General features: G+C 54.4%; 17 protein-coding genes. 10 read left to right on the forward strand and 7 right to left on the reverse strand.

The window, feature by feature from the left end:
- Positions 1 to 14: 14 nt before the first annotated feature.
- The 6 genes from LG202_RS09995 to LG202_RS10020 form a co-directional block, all read right to left on the reverse strand.
- Positions 15 to 401: a RidA family protein gene (locus tag LG202_RS09995; protein ID WP_230348304.1), complete on the reverse strand. Its 387-nt coding sequence runs from the start codon at positions 399 to 401 to the stop codon at positions 15 to 17.
- A 59-nt stretch (positions 402 to 460) separates the two neighbouring features.
- A complete protein-coding gene (locus tag LG202_RS10000; protein ID WP_230348305.1) occupies positions 461 to 2,686 on the reverse strand; it encodes a RelA/SpoT family protein in 2,226 nt (741 codons plus the stop codon).
- A gap of 101 nt (positions 2,687 to 2,787) precedes the next feature.
- Positions 2,788 to 3,000: a DNA-directed RNA polymerase subunit omega gene (gene rpoZ, locus LG202_RS10005; protein WP_230348306.1), complete on the reverse strand. Its 213-nt coding sequence runs from the start codon at positions 2,998 to 3,000 to the stop codon at positions 2,788 to 2,790.
- A 51-nt stretch (positions 3,001 to 3,051) separates the two neighbouring features.
- On the reverse strand, positions 3,052 to 3,660 hold the full coding sequence (gene gmk, locus LG202_RS10010; RefSeq protein ID WP_230348307.1) for a guanylate kinase: 609 nt from the start codon (positions 3,658 to 3,660) through the stop codon (positions 3,052 to 3,054).
- A 32-nt stretch (positions 3,661 to 3,692) separates the two neighbouring features.
- Positions 3,693 to 4,739 carry a DUF475 domain-containing protein gene (locus LG202_RS10015; protein ID WP_230348308.1) on the reverse strand — a complete coding sequence of 349 codons (1,047 nt, stop codon included), beginning with the start codon at positions 4,737 to 4,739 and terminating at the stop codon, positions 3,693 to 3,695.
- 65 nt (positions 4,740 to 4,804) lie between these two features.
- Positions 4,805 to 5,671 carry a YicC/YloC family endoribonuclease gene (locus LG202_RS10020; protein ID WP_230348309.1) on the reverse strand — a complete coding sequence of 289 codons (867 nt, stop codon included), beginning with the start codon at positions 5,669 to 5,671 and terminating at the stop codon, positions 4,805 to 4,807.
- Positions 5,672 to 5,786: 115 nt separating this feature from the next.
- Here LG202_RS10020 and LG202_RS10025 point away from each other — a divergent pair, with 115 nt between their 5' ends.
- From LG202_RS10025 to LG202_RS10055, 7 genes are all read left to right on the forward strand, one after another.
- Complete coding sequence (locus LG202_RS10025) at positions 5,787 to 6,722, forward strand: serine/threonine protein kinase (RefSeq protein ID WP_230348310.1); 936 nt, start codon at positions 5,787 to 5,789, stop codon at positions 6,720 to 6,722.
- Positions 6,723 to 6,736: 14 nt separating this feature from the next.
- Positions 6,737 to 7,660 carry a PP2C family protein-serine/threonine phosphatase gene (locus LG202_RS10030; protein WP_230348311.1) on the forward strand — a complete coding sequence of 308 codons (924 nt, stop codon included), beginning with the start codon at positions 6,737 to 6,739 and terminating at the stop codon, positions 7,658 to 7,660.
- A 100-nt stretch (positions 7,661 to 7,760) separates the two neighbouring features.
- A complete protein-coding gene (rph, locus tag LG202_RS10035; RefSeq protein ID WP_230348312.1) occupies positions 7,761 to 8,477 on the forward strand; it encodes a ribonuclease PH in 717 nt (238 codons plus the stop codon).
- A gap of 2 nt (positions 8,478 to 8,479) precedes the next feature.
- Positions 8,480 to 9,085 carry an RdgB/HAM1 family non-canonical purine NTP pyrophosphatase gene (gene rdgB / locus LG202_RS10040; RefSeq protein WP_230348313.1) on the forward strand — a complete coding sequence of 202 codons (606 nt, stop codon included), beginning with the start codon at positions 8,480 to 8,482 and terminating at the stop codon, positions 9,083 to 9,085.
- A complete protein-coding gene (locus LG202_RS10045; RefSeq protein ID WP_230348314.1) occupies positions 9,082 to 9,315 on the forward strand; it encodes a hypothetical protein in 234 nt (77 codons plus the stop codon). Before rdgB ends, LG202_RS10045 begins: the two co-directional genes overlap by 4 nt.
- Positions 9,311 to 10,501, forward strand: a complete 1,191-nt coding sequence (gene hemW, locus LG202_RS10050) for a radical SAM family heme chaperone HemW (protein WP_459724940.1) — start codon at positions 9,311 to 9,313, stop codon at positions 10,499 to 10,501. The genes LG202_RS10045 and hemW overlap by 5 nt, the downstream gene beginning before the upstream one ends.
- Positions 10,502 to 10,592: 91 nt before the next feature.
- A complete protein-coding gene (locus tag LG202_RS10055; RefSeq protein ID WP_230348315.1) occupies positions 10,593 to 12,236 on the forward strand; it encodes a GGDEF domain-containing protein in 1,644 nt (547 codons plus the stop codon).
- A 64-nt stretch (positions 12,237 to 12,300) separates the two neighbouring features.
- Here the strand turns inward: LG202_RS10055 and argH are convergent, their stop codons facing one another.
- Complete coding sequence (gene argH, locus LG202_RS10060; RefSeq protein WP_230348316.1) at positions 12,301 to 13,707, reverse strand: argininosuccinate lyase; 1,407 nt, start codon at positions 13,705 to 13,707, stop codon at positions 12,301 to 12,303.
- A gap of 57 nt (positions 13,708 to 13,764) precedes the next feature.
- Between argH and LG202_RS10065 the strand changes: the two genes are divergently transcribed.
- The 3 genes from LG202_RS10065 (at position 13,765) to hemC (ending at position 16,559) form a co-directional block, all read left to right on the forward strand.
- Positions 13,765 to 14,787 (forward strand): sensor histidine kinase, encoded by a 1,023-nt coding sequence (locus LG202_RS10065; protein WP_230348317.1) that lies wholly within the window; start codon positions 13,765 to 13,767, stop codon positions 14,785 to 14,787.
- The gene (locus LG202_RS10070; RefSeq protein WP_230348318.1) at positions 14,784 to 15,530 is read left to right on the forward strand and encodes a LytR/AlgR family response regulator transcription factor; all 747 of its coding nucleotides are present in this window, start codon (positions 14,784 to 14,786) and stop codon (positions 15,528 to 15,530) included. The genes LG202_RS10065 and LG202_RS10070 overlap by 4 nt, the downstream gene beginning before the upstream one ends.
- Positions 15,531 to 15,626: 96 nt before the next feature.
- The gene (gene hemC / locus LG202_RS10075; protein WP_230348319.1) at positions 15,627 to 16,559 is read left to right on the forward strand and encodes a hydroxymethylbilane synthase; all 933 of its coding nucleotides are present in this window, start codon (positions 15,627 to 15,629) and stop codon (positions 16,557 to 16,559) included.
- Positions 16,560 to 16,566: the final 7 nt, after the last annotated feature.

A 16,566-nucleotide genomic window follows, 5' to 3' on the forward strand; every position in this document is an offset into this window, starting at 1 on the left:
TTTATTGCCGGTGATTAAGCACCAATCTCCAGCACGCCATCTGCCTCAACCAAGGCATTGCGTGGCAACTGCGCCACACCAACAGCGGCACGTGCAGGGTAAGGCTGGGTGAAATACTCTGCCATGATGGTATTTACCAAGGCAAAATGGCCAAGATCTGTCAGGAAGATGTTGAGCTTGACCACATCGGCCAGCGAGCCACCAGCGGCCTCTGCCACTGCCTTAAGGTTCTTGAATACGCGATGCACCTGCGCCTCAATACCATCCACCATTTCCATCGTAGCGGGATCAAGACCGATCTGGCCGGACAGATATACTGTGCTGCCGTTGACCTTGACTGCCTGGGAATAGGTACCGATTGCCTGTGGTGCGCCATCGGTATGGATGATTTGCTTTGCCATGAATCTCTCCTGAATTGCTTAAGTTTATTGAAATTGTTGAATTGCGACGTAAGTGAGCACTACTGCACACGCTGTTCCGCACCCGACCCCTTGACGCGGTTGATGCGGACGACATCGGGAATCTTGCGCAAGCGCCGCATGAGTTCGGCCAGATGCACGCGATTCTCCACCTGCACGGTGAAGTTCATATTGGTATAAGTGCTGTTGTCTGCCTCTTCCATGCTCACATTGTCAATATTTGAGCCGGCCTCGGCAATGCCGGAGGCAATCTTTGCCAGCATGCCGCGGCGGTTTGCTACCACCAGCTTGAGGCTTACCTTGTATAGCCTGTGTCCTTGCGGGTCCCACTCCACATCCAGCCACTTATCGGGGTCAAGGCGGAATTTACGGATAGCCGGACAATCATGGGTATGGATCACCAGTCCCTTGTCTTTGTTGATGAAACCCAGGATAGGATCACCAGGGATGGGGCGGCAGCATTGTGCAAATTGTACTGCCATCCCTTCGGAACCACGGATGGTAATGGTATCCAGCACCTTGGCAGACACTTTCTGCTGTTGCTCGGTCACAACTTCCTGCTGACCCGCCTGTGCCATCAATTGGTGTGCCACCATCACATTGAGACGTTTCCCCATGCCAATATCTGCAAGGATTTCATCCTTGCTCTTGGCGCCATAGTCGCGCACCAGTCGTTGCCAGGCAGCATCGTCTATCGTCGCCGGGTTAGCATGCAGTGCGCGTAGCGCCTGATTCAACATGCGCTCACCCAGCAATGCCGACTCGGTGGACTGCATGGACTTGAGATAATGGCGGATATGCGCACGCGCCTTGCCTGTCAGCACATAATTTAGCCATGCTGGATTGGGATGCGCGTGAGCTGCGGTAATGATCTCGACGTGGTCGCCATTGTGTAGTTCGGTACGCAGCGGCGCCAGCTCCTGGTTGATTTTCACGGCCACACAGCGGTTGCCGATGTCGGTATGAACCGCATAGGCAAAATCCACGGCTGTCGCCCCCTTGGGTAAGGCCATGATGGTGCCCTTGGGCGTAAAGACGTATACCTCGTCCGGGAACAGGTCCACCTTGAAGTGCTCAAGAAACTCCAGCGAATCCGAGCTCTCGTTCTGGATGTCCAGCAAACGCTGCAACCATTGGTGCGTCTGCTGCTGCAAGGCCGTCAAATGGGCATCAGTAGTCTTGTAAAGCCAATGCGCCGCCACACCGGCATCGGCGATATTGTGCATTTCGCGGCTACGGATCTGGATTTCTATCGGCGTGCCGAACGGGCCGAACAAAGTCGTATGCAATGACTGGTAACCGTTAGCTTTAGGAATAGCAATGTAATCCTTGAACTTGCCAGGAATCGGCTTGTACAAGCCGTGTAGCACGCCAAGTGCGGCATAACAGGTAGGCAAATCGCGTACAATGACGCGGAAGCCATAAATATCGTAGATTTGCGAGAAGGTGACGGTCTTGCCGGTCATCTTCTTGTAGATACTGTACAAATGTTTCTCGCGCCCAGTTACCTCGGCGTCGATATGCTGATCTTTCAGGCGCTGATTGATGGCATCGAGTATCTTGCCGACCACTTCCTTGCGGTTGCCGCGCGCCGCCATGACGGCCTTGGAAATGACGCGATGACGCATGGGGTAAAGATACTTGAAACTCAAGTCTTCCAGCGTCTGGTAAATCTCGTTGAGCCCAAGACGGTTGGCAATCGGCGCGTAGATATCCAGCGTTTCACGCGCAATGCGCCGCTGTTTTTCCGGCTTCATGACATCCAGCGTGCTCATGTTATGCAGGCGATCAGCCAGCTTGACCAAAATCACGCGCACATCCTGCGACATGGCCAGCAACATTTTGCGGAAATTCTCCGCTTGCGCCTGGGTTGCGCTCTGGAACTCGATCTTGTCCAGCTTGGACAAGCCATCCACCAAGTCGGCCACCTGCTTGCCGAACTTCTCGCCAATTTCCTGCTTGGTAACGCCGGTATCCTCTACTACATCATGGAGCAAAGCGGCGATCAATGTGGGAGGGTCAAGATGCAATTCCGCCAGAATGCCAGCGACACTGACAGGATGAATCACATAAGGCTCACCACTGCGGCGTACCTGACCTTCATGCGCAGCAGCGCTGAACCGGTAGGCATCCCAGATATGGTCGATGTCATCTTGCTTGAGGTATTCCCGCAGGCGCAGGGTGAGTTGGGAGTCTTCGCTGTCGGCTGGCAGCAAAGGTGGGGGTATAACTGGTTCGGCTGGTCTTTTGGCTGCGGTTTTGGGCATAAATTCCAGTAATTACTTAATGCTACATCGTCGCAAACCCGGGATCATGCGCTGGCACCATCCCGGTTGCATCACCAGCTCGCATCACTACACGGTTGGCGTTAGGCCTGTCCGCGATTCAATACTTCCAGACCCACCTTGGAGGCTGCGATTTCACGCAGGGCCAATACAGTAGGCTTGTCCTTGCTACCATGCGCATTCACCAACGGCTCGGAGCCATTCGCAAGCTGACGTGCACGGTAAGCGGCTACAAGGGTCAACTGGAAACGATTAGGAATCTTTTCCAGACAGTCATCAACGGTAATACGGGCCATGTTACGAATATCTCCTGAATTTTGTCATCATTGCCATGCACAGTCGGCAGCTCAAAGTAGTTTTTGCACTACATCTTGGTAACGGACAAGCTGCTTTTCACGCCGTAATCTCTGGCTGCGAATAATCGCACGCAGATCTTCCAGCGCATGTTCGAATCTGTCGTTAATTGTAACATAGTCGAATTCTGCCACGTGGCGCATCTCATCCCGCGCGGCAGCAAGCCGGCGGACAATCACCTCGGCACTATCCTGCGCACGATTGTTCAGGCGTTGCTCCAGCGCCTCCATCGAAGGCGGCAAGATAAAGATACTGATCGCTTCGGCATATTGGTTGCGTACCTGCTGGGCACCTTGCCAATCGATTTCCAGGATCAAGTCATATCCCGCTGCCAGCACAGAATTCACCGTAGACTGCGAGGTGCCGTAATACGCACCGTGCACCTGGGCACTTTCCAGGAAGTCACCATGGTTGAGCAATTCCACAAACCGCGACTCCTCAACGAAGTGGTAATGCACGCCATCTTCCTCGCCAGGCCGTGGCTGACGAGTCGTGTGGGATACCGAGAGCTTGATATGCTCGTCACCATCAAGCAGGGCACGCACTAGCGAAGTTTTCCCGGCACCCGATGGAGCAGTGATGATAAATAGATTGCCTTTCATAGCCTTGTGTTCCGTCGTGCAAACTTAAAAAATTAGACCCGTTGCGCCAGTCTGCGCTTGTAGAAAATAGATGACAAGAAAGCCGCCATGATGAATACCACGCCGATGAGCCCAGTCACCACTTCAGGCACGGGCCGGTAGATGGTATAGAACATGATCAGCCCCAGAACCCCAATCGCATAATGCGCCCCGTGTTCCAGATAAACATAGTTGTCGAGCGTACCCTTGTATACCAGCCGCACGGTCATGGAGCGAACGAACATTGCGCCTATGGTCAGGCCCAGCATGATGATGACCACATCGCGTGTAATCGCGAATGCACCGATCACACCATCAAATGAGAACGAGGCGTCGAGGATTTCAAGATAGAGAAAACCCATTGCGCCATTACGCTTTGCCGTCTTGGCAAAAGCATCGCCTTCGGCCTGCGAGGAGAAAAATCCGCTCAGGCTATCAATCACAACATACAAGACCACCCCGCTCAGGCCTGCTAGCAGGATAGTCAGGCGCTCAGCCTGAGAAATGGGCAGGAAATTCTGCAAACCTAGCAAGATCAATAAAATCACGATGATCTTGATAGATTCCATACTGCCCAGCTTGCCAAACACGGCTTCCAGGCGGCCTAACCAATGCAACTCTTTGTCGGGATCAAACAGGAAACTGAGAAATACCAGGAACAGGAAAGAGCCGCCAAACGCTGCAATCGCATCGTGGCCGTCATCTAGGTAATCCGCATACAACACTGGGTTGTTGATCGCCATGTTCGCGACCTCCATCAACCCTTGATCGGTCGCCACCGCCACCAGCAATAAAGGAAACAGCAAGCGCACGCCGAATACCGCAATCAATATGCCTACCGTCAGGAAAATATGCCGCCATTTTTCATCCATTTCCTTGAGGATAGAGGCATTGACCACGGCATTATCAAAAGACAGGCTAACTTCCATGATACCCAGGATCAATGCCACACTTAACGCTGGCCAAATACCAGCCACCCCGCCCTTGAGCTCATAGCCCCAGAGCGCAGCCAGCCCTAAACATAGAAAAGTGACAAAAAAAGAATATCTGAAATCGCGCATTGCTTTAAGTTCCGGATCTAATGATGTTCACGGCCTGACACCACAAGCTGAAGCCGTCGGGATGATTATTCGATGTTCTGCACTTGTTCGCGCATTTGCTCAATCAGCAGCTTGAGCGCCATGGCAACCTGGGATACTTCTGTGGACACGGACTTGGAGGCCAGTGTATTGGCTTCACGGTTCAACTCCTGCATGAGAAAGTCCAGTTGCTTGCCTGCTGGGCTACCTGCCTCCAGTATGCGTTTGACTTCCTCAATGTGCGCCCCAAGGCGGCTCAGTTCTTCGTCTACATCAATGCGCTGGGCAAAGATGGTGAGCTCCTGGCGCACGCGCTCTTCATCTGTCGCGCCTAAAGCTTCCTTGAGTTTGGCTGTCAGGCGTTCCTGGTAGATTTTCACCTGTTCGGGCAACAAGGGACGTACCTTGGCAACCAGGCCTTCCATTTCCGCCAGGCGTTCAAGGATGATGGCCTTGAGCTTGATGCCCTCGCGAGCACGTGCCTCTGTCATTTTCTGTACCAGCTTCAGCAAGCTATCCTGTATCGCCGCCGCCAGCGCTTCATGGTCTGTGCCCTCGCCTAATATCACACCAGGCCAGCGCAGGATATCGGCAACGCTCAATGGACGGCTTTCCGGAAAGTGGCGTTGTACACTGACGGTCATCTGCGCCAATTGCTGCAAGACCGTGTCATCCAATTGCACCTGACGCTGTTCAGCTGCCCGGTGTACCAGGCTAATGCGACATTCCACCTTGCCGCGCTTAAGGCGGCTGCTAATCAGCTCACGCACCTGCGGCTCGAACATGCGCACATTGTCATCCAGCTTGAGTTGCAGCTCCAGGTAACGATGATTGACCGAGCGCAACTCGAGCACCAGAACACCATGGTTAATCTCTTGCTCCAGCGAAGCATATCCGGTCATGCTGAAAATCATGTTGATGCACATTCCTGATTAAATTTGGCCCATGGTATCAAATCCCGAGCGTTTCATGACAGAATAGCCTGCAAATTATAGGTTTTACCCTTGCCGCTTACTTAGTCAGCCACCCATGCATGCCAACCAGAATCTTGCCCTGCCGCCAGGCTATCAATTGCAGGGCTATGAAATCAAAAAGCTTCTCAGTGCCGGTGGATTCAGCTTCGTCTATATTGCCCGCGACCTGGAAAACGACAGCACTGTCGCCATTAAGGAATATCTTCCCAATATGCTCGCCTTGCGCAAGGAGGGCGATCAAGTACGCATCCCAACCAATGAAGCGGCAGCAGGGTTCCGTTTTGGCCTGAAATGTTTTTTCGAGGAAGGCCGGGCGCTGGCGAACATTGAGCACAAGAATATCGTGCGCGTGCAAAACTTCTTCCGCGCCAATGATACGGTGTATATGGTAATGCGCTACGAGCGCGGGAAATCCCTGCAGGAATATGTACTCGCGCGCGATAGCGCCCTCCCCGAAACCATGCTGCGCAGTATTTTCAGCCAATTGCTGAATGGCCTGCGTGAAGTACATGCACAAAAGCTACTGCATCTCGACATCAAGCCCGCCAATATTTATATCCGCCTGGATGGCTCACCAGTATTACTCGATTTCGGCTCTGCCCGCATGGCACTCAACGAGGCATCCAACAAGCTACCACCCAGCTACACCCCTGGCTTTGCCTCTCCCGAACAATATGGCGACCGCAAGCAACTTGGCCCCTGGAGCGATGTCTATAGCATCGGCGCCAGCATGTATGCCTGCTTGCTGCAAGCAGCGCCCCAGGCCGCTGATCAGCGCGTTAACAAGGATTTGTTGATTCCTGCCAGCAAACTAGGCAAGGGAAAATACTCCCGCAATCTGCTGGGGATTATTGATAGTTGCATGGCTCTGGATTATATGGAACGCCCGCCTAGTGTGTTTGCCTTGCAGAAATCATTGCTGGAAGCTGTGCCATTGCCCGCACGCCACGGCTGGCTGCACAAGATTACCTCGCTGTTCACCCAGGATTAAGAGGGGTTTCATCCATGAAATTCACGATTCACCAAAGTAGCCGCAGCGGCGGACGCCCGGTCAATCAGGATCGAGTTGCCTACTCCTACAGCAAGAACGCCGTACTGCTGGTGCTCGCCGACGGTATGGGTGGGCATCACCATGGCGAAGTCGCGGCGCAACTGGCCGTCAAGATGTTGACAGGTGCATTCCAGCGAGCTGCCAAGCCGGACTTGGACGATGTCACAGTCTTCCTGCAAACCGAGATCGTGAAACTGCATGAGGCCATTCATCAACTGGCGGAAAACCGTGGCCTGGATGAAACGCCCAAGACCACACTGGTGGTGGGTATCCTGCAAAACAATACTCTGTACTGCGCTCATGTAGGCGACTCACGCCTGTATCACTTCCGTCACGGCAAACGCCTGTTCCGTACTGAAGACCACTCCATCGTGCAAATGATGTTGAAACAAGGCAAGCTGGATGCAGCTTCCGTCATACACCACCCTGACCGACACAAGATCTACAATTGCCTGGGTAGCGAACTCCCACCCACCATCGAGATCGCCCCGCCTCGCCTGCTCCAAGCCGGCGACCAAATATTGCTATGCAGCGATGGCCTATGGTCACAACTCAGCGATGAACGGATACAGGATATCCTCCACACAGGTCTTGGTGTCGCACATTCGGTGCCTAGCCTGCTGGACACGGCAGAAAAACTGGGCGGAAAAAACATGGACAACCTGAGTGCCGTCGGCGTGCAGTGGGAGAGCAAGTCTGAACAGTCACTGACGATTTCCACCTTGGAGATGTCACTCGCTCAGTCACACACTATCCTCGGGCTAACAGAGCCTGATGAGCACAGTATTCCCGCAACGGCTGCAGACCTTGATGAAGAAGATATAGAGCGTGCCATTGCCGAAATCAACGCTGCCATCAAACGCAGCAAGTTGCCTTAAGGCCTTGCTTGGCCGCGCCCTCGCGCAACGCCGCCGTCGAGCGTCACTTAAGTCATAGGCATCGCGCTATAATATGCGCTTTGAAAATTCAGGAAACACCATGCGTCCCAGCAACCGTGCCCCAGACCAATTACGTCACGTCGAGATCATCCGCCACTACACCAAACATGCGGAAGGCTCTGTGCTGGTTAAGTTCGGTGATACGCATGTGCTGTGTACCGCAAGTGTCGAAGAAAAAGTCCCGCCTTTCCTGCGTGGCAAGAACCAAGGCTGGACCACCGCCGAATACGGCATGCTGCCCCGCTCCACTGGCAGCCGCATGGACCGCGAAGCCGCGCGCGGCAAGCAATCCGGCCGCACCCAGGAAATCCAGCGCTTGATTGGCCGCAGCCTGCGCGCCGTGATTGACCTCGAAAAGCTCGGCGAGCGCACCATCCACCTGGATTGCGACGTCATCCAGGCTGACGGCGGGACGCGCACTGCCAGCATCACCGGCGCTTATGTCGCCTTGCATGATGCCATCAGCTTTTTGCTGAACAAGGGACTGATCCAGGAATCGCCACTGCGTGACGCAGTAGCCGCTATCTCTGTCGGCGTTTATCAAGGCAACCCCGTGCTGGATCTGGATTACATCGAAGATTCCGCCTGCGATACCGACATGAACGTCGTCATGACCGGAAGCGGCGGCTTTGTCGAAATCCAGGGCACTGCCGAAGGTGAGCCATTCCAGCGTGATGCCATGAACCGCATGCTGGAACTGGCCGAGAGTGGCATCCGCACCCTATTGCTCAAACAGAAAGAAGCGCTGGGGCTATAAATATGGCGATGCCGTTCCAGAAACTCGTCATTGCTAGCAACAACCAAGGCAAGCTCAAGGAAATCCAGGCCTTGCTTGCGCCGCTATCGGTCGAGGTACTGCCGCAATCTGCACTCAATGTGCCAGAGGCAGAAGAGCCATTTGTGACCTTTGTCGAAAACGCACTAGCCAAGGCCCGCCATGCCAGTCGCCATACCGGCCTGCCTGCACTGGCCGATGATTCGGGTATATGCGTCAATGCCCTGCAAGGGGCCCCTGGCGTTTACTCTGCGCGCTATGCTGGTGAACCCAAATCCGATCAGCGCAATAATGACAAGCTGCTACAAAGCCTGGATGGCCTGCATGACAGGCACGCTTACTATTATTGTGTCATGGTGCTGGTACGCCATGCCGATGACCCGCAACCACTGATTGCAGAAGGCGCCTGGCAGGGAGAAATCCTGACCGCAGCGCGCGGTGAGGGAGGCTTCGGCTACGACCCTTTGTTCCTGGATGCCAAGACCGGCCAGACCGCTGCCGAGTTGCCCGCCGAGATCAAGAATCGCATCAGCCATCGTGGCCATGCCCTGACTAAACTGGTGCAACAATTGGAAAGGCTGGCGCTATGAGCGGAAACTGGCCGAAATGGTTGCGTGACGACGGCAGCGTCGTCTCCTGCACGGAAAAAGTCAAGGTGATGACCGAGAACTTCGACGAACTCAAACAGATTGCCCAGGATGCCCTGGAAGACGGCCTGTTGATGGAAGTCTCTGAAGCACAAATGCGCGATGCCCTGCATCGCCTGATTGACGAATTGGTGAACCCCTATCAGCACACCCATCGAAATCAAGGCGATTAGCGATCTTCCTGGCCAGGGGGGTAAGCAAGAAACACTGCCATCTGCCCCGACCGAGCCACCGCCGCTATCGCTTTATATCCATATCCCTTGGTGCGTGCGTAAATGCCCGTATTGCGATTTCAATTCGCATGAATCGCGCACGGAGATTCCTGAAGCAGCTTATGTCGATGCCCTGATTGCCGATCTCGAGCAATCAGTACCCCGCATCTGGGGACGGCGCGTACACAGCATTTTCTTCGGCGGTGGCACACCCAGCCTGTTCTCTCCCGAAGCAATTGATCGCATACTCAGTAATGTACGGGCATTGGTGCCCTTGAGCGTGGATTGCGAAATCACGCTGGAAGCCAACCCTGGCACCGTCGATGCTGCGCATTTCCGCGGTTATCGCGCGGCAGGCGTCAACCGCCTCTCGCTCGGTATCCAGAGTTTTGATAGTGATTACCTGCACAAGCTTGGCCGCATCCACGATGAAACCCAGGCAGTCGCCGCAGCAGAACTGGCACTTAGCACCTTCGACTCAGTGAATCTCGATGTGATGTATGCCCTGCCCGGCCAAAGCCTGAGAGACGCCTTGGCAGATGCGCAACGCGCCTGCGACCTTGGCCCCGCGCACCTATCTTTCTATCACCTGACGCTGGAACCCAACACCCCATTTCACCGCACCCCGCCAGCCTTGCCGGACGATGACACCAGCGCCAGCATGCAGGAAGCCATTGAAGACTTATTGGGCCAACATGGTTACACACATTATGAAACCTCGGCGTTTGCTCAACCAGGCAAGCAATGTCGTCATAACCGCAACTACTGGCAGTTTGGCGATTATCTTGGCATAGGCGCAGGAGCGCACAGCAAATTAAGCTTTCATGACCGCATCACGCGCGAAAGCCGCCACAAGCACCCCAAACGCTATTTGGAGCATGCGGGTCAAGGCCATGCCGTAGAGCAACAATGGCAGATTGCCAGGGATGAGTTGCCTTTTGAGTTCATGATGAATGCCTTACGATTAACTGATGGCGTGGATCCTGCATTGTTCAAGATACGCACTGGACTGCCATTGGAACACATCTCCCCCATCTTGCAACATGCTGTTGCAAAAGGACTATTAGACCTCAGTCCAACCCGTATCGCACCCACACCTCTAGGACAACGGTTCCTCAACGAGTTGCTGCAACTATTCCTTGATTGATATCAACCCGATGCTTCCATATTTAAGAATTGCTTTGTAAGAGATTCCCTGTATTACAATACAGCGATTCTGGAAGTAGAGAGCAACAATCATGGGGATAAAAGTTGCCGCACACCCAGAACTCTCAGGGACACCGACACAATTCGAGTCAGCTATGGATCAACATAAAAAATCCGTTGAAACTGCACGACAAACCCTTATCCAGCTTGCAAAAAGCCGGATAGCGCCGACACCGGACAACTATCGCAAAGTTTATACCGCCATTAATGGCGAAACCGTCGCCGATAGCACATCCACCATAGGTCAGCTTCTGGGCAACGTGCTAAAAGAGGTCAGTACACAACAACCTCACTATGCAACCAGCATTCACCACATCCTGAGCCAGCTTGAAGGCCAAAACTGGCGGAGCCTGGACACTGCATTGCGCCAGTTATTGGCACACCTACCCTCTCCAGACAGCAGCCATTCACATTTTCAGACACCGTCCACCCAGCATGACATCAGCGACATCATGACGCTCTGGCGCAATATGCTGATCAGGACGCTGGACTTAGTCATCATCCCACAGCTCAAGGAGCTTCCTGAGGCTCAGTCTCGAGCAACTGCCTTGCTGGAAGCGACGCAGAGGGCTCAGCACCGTGATGAAATTCTTGCGCTGGAAGATGCATTGAAGAACATTCTCTTCAATCTGGAAATGCACTTAGATAGCCAGAGCCAGCTGCAACTACGCCTGTTGCAGCTATTGCGCCTGCTCTTGGTCAGCATGGAAGCACTCGTGCTGGAAGAGCGCTGGCTACAAGGCCCGACGACGGCGATTCGCGACATCCTCACTCAGCCATTGAATGTCGACTCTCTAGCCAAGGCAGAAGATACGCTTAAAGACCTTATCTTCATGCAAGGCCAGCTCAGGCCTGGATTGATCGAAGCCAAGAAAACCTTAAAAAAGATGGCAGAGATTTTTGTCACGCAACTGTCCGAGATTACCGTGGCCACGGATGAGTACCAAACCAAGTTGCAAGGCTATCGCGAGGAAATCAGCCATAGCGATGAGATACAAGATCTTAACCACGTATTACATTGTCTGTTGGAAGACACCCAGGCCATCAGCACGATCACGCAAAATTCCCGCAACGAGATACTAGATGCGCAAAACAAGGTGCGAGAGGCTGAAAAGCAAATTTACGAACTGACATTGCAACTCGATCATATCAACGAAATTGCACACGAGGACTACCTGACCGGAACACTGAACCGTCGAGGCATGGATGAGGCCTTGCTCAGGGAGTTCAATCGCGCAGACCGTTTTGGCATGCCTTTGAGTATTGCCATGATGGATATCGATCACTTCAAGCAGATTAACGACAATATGGGCCATGCCACCGGCGACCAGGCATTAGCTCACCTAGCCTCCGTCATCAAGGAGGCCTTGCGCACGACCGATGTGATTGCGCGTTATGGCGGCGAGGAATTCATCATTTTGCTGCCAGGCACAACGGAACAAGATGCCATCAGCGTCATTACACGTGCTCAACGCGAATTGACTCGCAATATTTTCCTGCACAATGACAGCCATGTGTTGATCACATTTAGCGCAGGCGTTGCCCAGCGTCAGGAAAATGAGGCAGCCGACTCGATTATCGGGCGTACAGACAAAGCCTTGTACCAGGCAAAGAACAGTGGGCGCAATCGCGTCATCGGTGCCAGCAATCTCGACAAACCCATTCCCCCCCAGTAGAAGACAACAAAAAAGCCCCGCGATTGCGGGGCTTTTTCCATCAAACACTTATTGTTGAGTACATTTAAGCCAGCAGAGCTTTAGCCCGCTTAAGTGCTTCCCGCACCTGGGCTGGTGCAGTGCCACCACGATGGTTACGGCTTGCCAGCGAACCTTCCAGCGTCAATACTTGGTATACATCCTCTGCAATCTGCGGGCTGAATTGCTGCAGCTGCGGCAAGGAGAGATCAGACAAGTCGCAGCCCTGCTCCACGGCATGGCGCACGGCCAGTGCAACAACTTCATGCGCGTCGCGGAAAGGCATGCCTTTCTTCACCAGGTAGTCTGCCAGGTCTGTCGCCGTGGCAAAACCCTCTGCCGCAGCCAGGCGCATGGCGTCCTTGTTCACCTTGATGCCGCGCAACATGTCAGCATAGATTTCCAGCGTCACCAGCAAGGTATCCACGGTATCGAACAGTGGCTCCTTGTCTTCCTGGTTATCCTTGTTGTAAGCCAGAGGCTGGCTCTTCATCAGCGTCAGCAACGCCACCAGGTGTCCATTGACGCGCCCAGTCTTGCCGCGCACAAGCTCAGGCACATCCGGGTTTTTCTTCTGCGGCATGATGGAAGAGCCAGTACAGAAGCGATCAGCAATATCAACAAACGCGAAACGTGGGCTGGACCAGAGAATCAACTCCTCTGACAGACGAGACAAATGCGTCATGATCAATGATGCCGCCGCAGTAAATTCAATGGCAAAATCACGGTCAGATACTGCATCCAGCGAGTTTTCGCACACAGCCTCAAAGCCCAGATCACGCGCCACACGCTCACGATCAATAGGGTAGCTGGTACCAGCCAGAGCTGCCGCACCCAGTGGCAGGCGGTTGATACGCTTACGCGCATCCATCAAGCGCTCTGCATCCCGCTGCAGCATCTCGAAATAAGCCAACAGGTGGTGTCCGAAAGTCACGGGCTGCGCCACCTGCAAGTGGGTAAAGCCGGGCATGACGGTATCTGCATGCTGCTCAGCCAGATCCACCAATGAGGCCTGCAATTTGCGAATGCGGGCTACAACATCATCTACCATTGCGCGTAGCCACAGGCGAATATCAGTTGCCACCTGGTCGTTACGGGAGCGACCAGTGTGTAGGCGCTTACCTGCATCGCCTATCTTGTCAGTCAGGCGTTTTTCAATATTCAGGTGCACATCTTCCAGGTCAAGCAACCAGGTAAATTGGCCATCGTGTATCTCGCGCATGATCTCGCCCAGGCCCTGCTCTATCTTGGCGACATCTTCCTGGCTGATGATGCCTTGTGCACCCAGCATGCGTGCATGTGCCAGCGACCCCTGGATATCGTATTCAGCAAGGCGATAGTCAAATCCTACAGATGCGGTATATTGCTTGACCAGTTCGGCCACAGGCTCGTTAAACCGGCCAGACCAGGTTTTGGAAGAGGGTTGATTCAAGTGATTGGACTTTTCTGTCATGATGTCGCGTGATGAACTCACGATGCTGATTAGAATGTGAAAATAGTGCGATAAACCATGGCTATTATAAAGCAAAACGCCATTCATTCCTTGAAGTTGCCAGACTTCCGCAATCTCGGCATCTGTCTGCGCATATTGGTCGTCGCCAACCTGTTGGGCTTGTTTGCCTCGCTGGCAGCTAGTAACAACCTGACAGAATGGTTACCAGGCTTTACCCGCTGGAGCGCCCTCATGCAGCCTGTACTTCTGCTCAGCCTGCTCGCTGTATATGCCATCCAACCCTGGCTGGCAAAGCTACATGGCTACATCGCCTACCCTATTGCCCTGTTGATACCGGTCACCTTCAGCCTGTTAGCCCATGTCGTTGCGAGCGAGATATTGCACATTGATCTCGCCAGCAGCTTGTTGCGCACGCTCACCCTCACCGCCAGCATCACGGCCATCACCCTGCTTTATTTGCAGCTACGTCAGCGCGCCCTTACCCCGGCGATTGCCGAGGCGCGTCTACAGGCGCTGCAAGCCAGGATACGCCCGCACTTTCTCTTCAACAGCATCAATGCCGTGCTCTCGATCGTACGTAGCGATAGCAAGCAGGCAGAAACCGCGCTCATGGACATGGCCGACCTGTTTCGTGTCTTGATGGCGGATAATCGTGAACTGGTACCGCTGGCGCAGGAGCTGGCGCTCTGTCGGCAATACTTGGCGCTGGAGAAACTGCGCCTGGAACACCGGCTCAATCTCAACTGGCAGGTCGACAACATGCCGCAAGACGCCCTGATTCCACCGCTCATCCTGCAACCCTTGCTGGAAAATGCGGTGTACCATGGCATAGAACCGCTGGCTGATGGTGGCACCATCAGCATCCAGCTACACAGCACACGCAACGAATTGCATATTCAGTTACGCAATCCTTACCAGCCTGGCTCAACCCATCATCAGGGCAATCGCATGGCGCTCAGCAATATCCGCGAGCGCCTGCAGCTCCACTTTGATGTCGAGGCCAGCCTTAATATCCGCCAGGATAATGGACATTACGCCGTGCATATCATTATCCCATATCGCCACAGGGCAGCCGCATGATGCATGCCCCGCTCAATATCGTCATCGCCGACGATGAGCCGCCTGCGCGCAACCGCCTGCGCGAACTGCTGACTGAGATTCCCGGTGTCACACTGGTAGGCGAGGCCAGACATGGCAATGAGGCACTGGAGCTTGCACAACAGCTCAAGCCGCACGTGTTACTACTGGATATCCGCATGCCCAACATGGATGGCATTGAAGCAGCCGCACATGCACAAAAACTCCCTCAGCCGCCTGCCATCATTTTCACCACGGCGTTTGATGGCTATGCCATCCAGGCATTCGAGATGAATGCAGTCGATTACCTGCTCAAGCCCATTCGACAAGAACGTCTGGGAGCGGCGCTGCACAAGGCGCGCGTATTGTTGCCAGCCCAGGTTGAAGCACTCAAACCCTTGCAGCGTACACGTACCCATTTCAGCGTCAACCATCATGGCCGCATCCTGCTCATCCCGGTGCATCAAGTGATTTACCTGCGCGCCGAGCTTAAATATGTCACGTTGCGCACCAAGGAGCAGGAATACCTGATCGAAGAGTCCCTCACTCAACTGGAACAGGAACTGGGGCACCTGTTCCTGCGCCTACACCGCAATTGCCTGGTGGCACAATCCAGCATCAGCGGCTATGAAAAACGTGAGCTCAATGGCGAAAGCGGCTGGCACGCCATCCTCAGGGACATTCCGGACACCATCGCTGTCAGCCGACGGCAATATCACCTGTTGCGCAAACTGGCTGCCCACTAGCAACCCGCAGCGCTAAGCCTCTCAGGCCCTATGCTAAAATGGCGCTTTCAATAACAACTTGGCTGTAAGCGCATCGCCCACCAGCCCCACTCACTGATGAATGCTCCCAAGAAACTGGTGATCGCCTCGCGTGAAAGCGCATTGGCCATGTGGCAGGCAGAACATATACAGGCCCGCCTGCAGGCCCTATACCCAGACACTCAAGTCACTATCCTCGGCATGACCACCACCGGCGACCAGATTCTCGATTCCCCGCTTGCCCGAATTGGCGGCAAGGGCTTGTTCGTCAAGGAGCTGGAGCAGGCATTGGCAGATGGTCGGGCCGACTTGGCAGTACACTCCATGAAGGATGTCCCGATGCACTTGCCGCCAGGCTTTGCCTTGGCAGCGATTGGCGAGCGTGAAGACCCGCGTGATGCTTTTGTATCCAACAATTACCCCAACCTAGAATCGTTGCCCGCAGGCAGTATCGTCGGCACCTCGAGCCTGCGCCGCCAGAGCCAGCTACAGGCGCGTTTTCCTGCCCTGAAAGTCGAATCCCTGCGTGGTAACCTGCAAACCCGCTTGCGCAAGCTGGATGAAGGCCAATATGCTGCCATCATCCTCGCCGCTGCCGGCCTTAAGCGCCTGGGGCTGGAAGACCGTATTCGCGAAGCCATTGACCCTGACCAGAGCATACCCGCAGTCGGGCAAGGCGCACTGGGCATCGAAATCAATGCCGAACGCCATGATCTGCTGGATATTCTGGCACCACTCAACCATGCCGAGACCGCCGCCTGTGTGGAGGCGGAACGCGGTATGAGCCGCGCACTGGCGGGCAGTTGCCAGGTGCCGCTAGGTGCGTTTGCACAGCAACAAGGCGATACGCTGCATATGACCGGCTTTGTCGCCAGCATCGACGGCAAGGAGCTATTACGTGAGTCTGCCCAAGGCCGTGCCAATCAACCCGAAGCACTGGGCCAGGCGCTGGCTGCGCAATTGGTGGCACGCGGTGCAGACCGTATTCTTGCCGCACTTGCCCATGACTGATTGCCCT

Source organism: Methylobacillus methanolivorans (genome assembly GCF_054588515.1).

Coding starts and splice junctions, on each gene's coding strand:
- gmk (WP_230348307.1), bottom strand. CDS start 3,660: ATGAAAGGCAATCTATTTATCATCACTGCTCCATCGGGTGCCGGGAAA.
- LG202_RS10015 (WP_230348308.1), bottom strand. CDS start 4,739: ATGCGCGATTTCAGATATTCTTTTTTTGTCACTTTTCTATGTTTAGGG.
- LG202_RS10000 (WP_230348305.1), bottom strand. CDS start 2,686: ATGCCCAAAACCGCAGCCAAAAGACCAGCCGAACCAGTTATACCCCCA.
- LG202_RS09995 (WP_230348304.1), bottom strand. CDS start 401: ATGGCAAAGCAAATCATCCATACCGATGGCGCACCACAGGCAATCGGT.
- rph (WP_230348312.1), top strand. CDS start 7,761: ATGCGTCCCAGCAACCGTGCCCCAGACCAATTACGTCACGTCGAGATC.
- LG202_RS10030 (WP_230348311.1), top strand. CDS start 6,737: ATGAAATTCACGATTCACCAAAGTAGCCGCAGCGGCGGACGCCCGGTC.
- LG202_RS10055 (WP_230348315.1), top strand. CDS start 10,593: ATGGGGATAAAAGTTGCCGCACACCCAGAACTCTCAGGGACACCGACA.
- LG202_RS10025 (WP_230348310.1), top strand. CDS start 5,787: ATGCATGCCAACCAGAATCTTGCCCTGCCGCCAGGCTATCAATTGCAG.
- LG202_RS10065 (WP_230348317.1), top strand. CDS start 13,765: ATGGCTATTATAAAGCAAAACGCCATTCATTCCTTGAAGTTGCCAGAC.
- hemC (WP_230348319.1), top strand. CDS start 15,627: ATGAATGCTCCCAAGAAACTGGTGATCGCCTCGCGTGAAAGCGCATTG.
- rdgB (WP_230348313.1), top strand. CDS start 8,480: ATGGCGATGCCGTTCCAGAAACTCGTCATTGCTAGCAACAACCAAGGC.
- argH (WP_230348316.1), bottom strand. CDS start 13,707: ATGACAGAAAAGTCCAATCACTTGAATCAACCCTCTTCCAAAACCTGG.
- LG202_RS10045 (WP_230348314.1), top strand. CDS start 9,082: ATGAGCGGAAACTGGCCGAAATGGTTGCGTGACGACGGCAGCGTCGTC.
- LG202_RS10020 (WP_230348309.1), bottom strand. CDS start 5,671: ATGATTTTCAGCATGACCGGATATGCTTCGCTGGAGCAAGAGATTAAC.
- LG202_RS10070 (WP_230348318.1), top strand. CDS start 14,784: ATGATGCATGCCCCGCTCAATATCGTCATCGCCGACGATGAGCCGCCT.
- rpoZ (WP_230348306.1), bottom strand. CDS start 3,000: ATGGCCCGTATTACCGTTGATGACTGTCTGGAAAAGATTCCTAATCGT.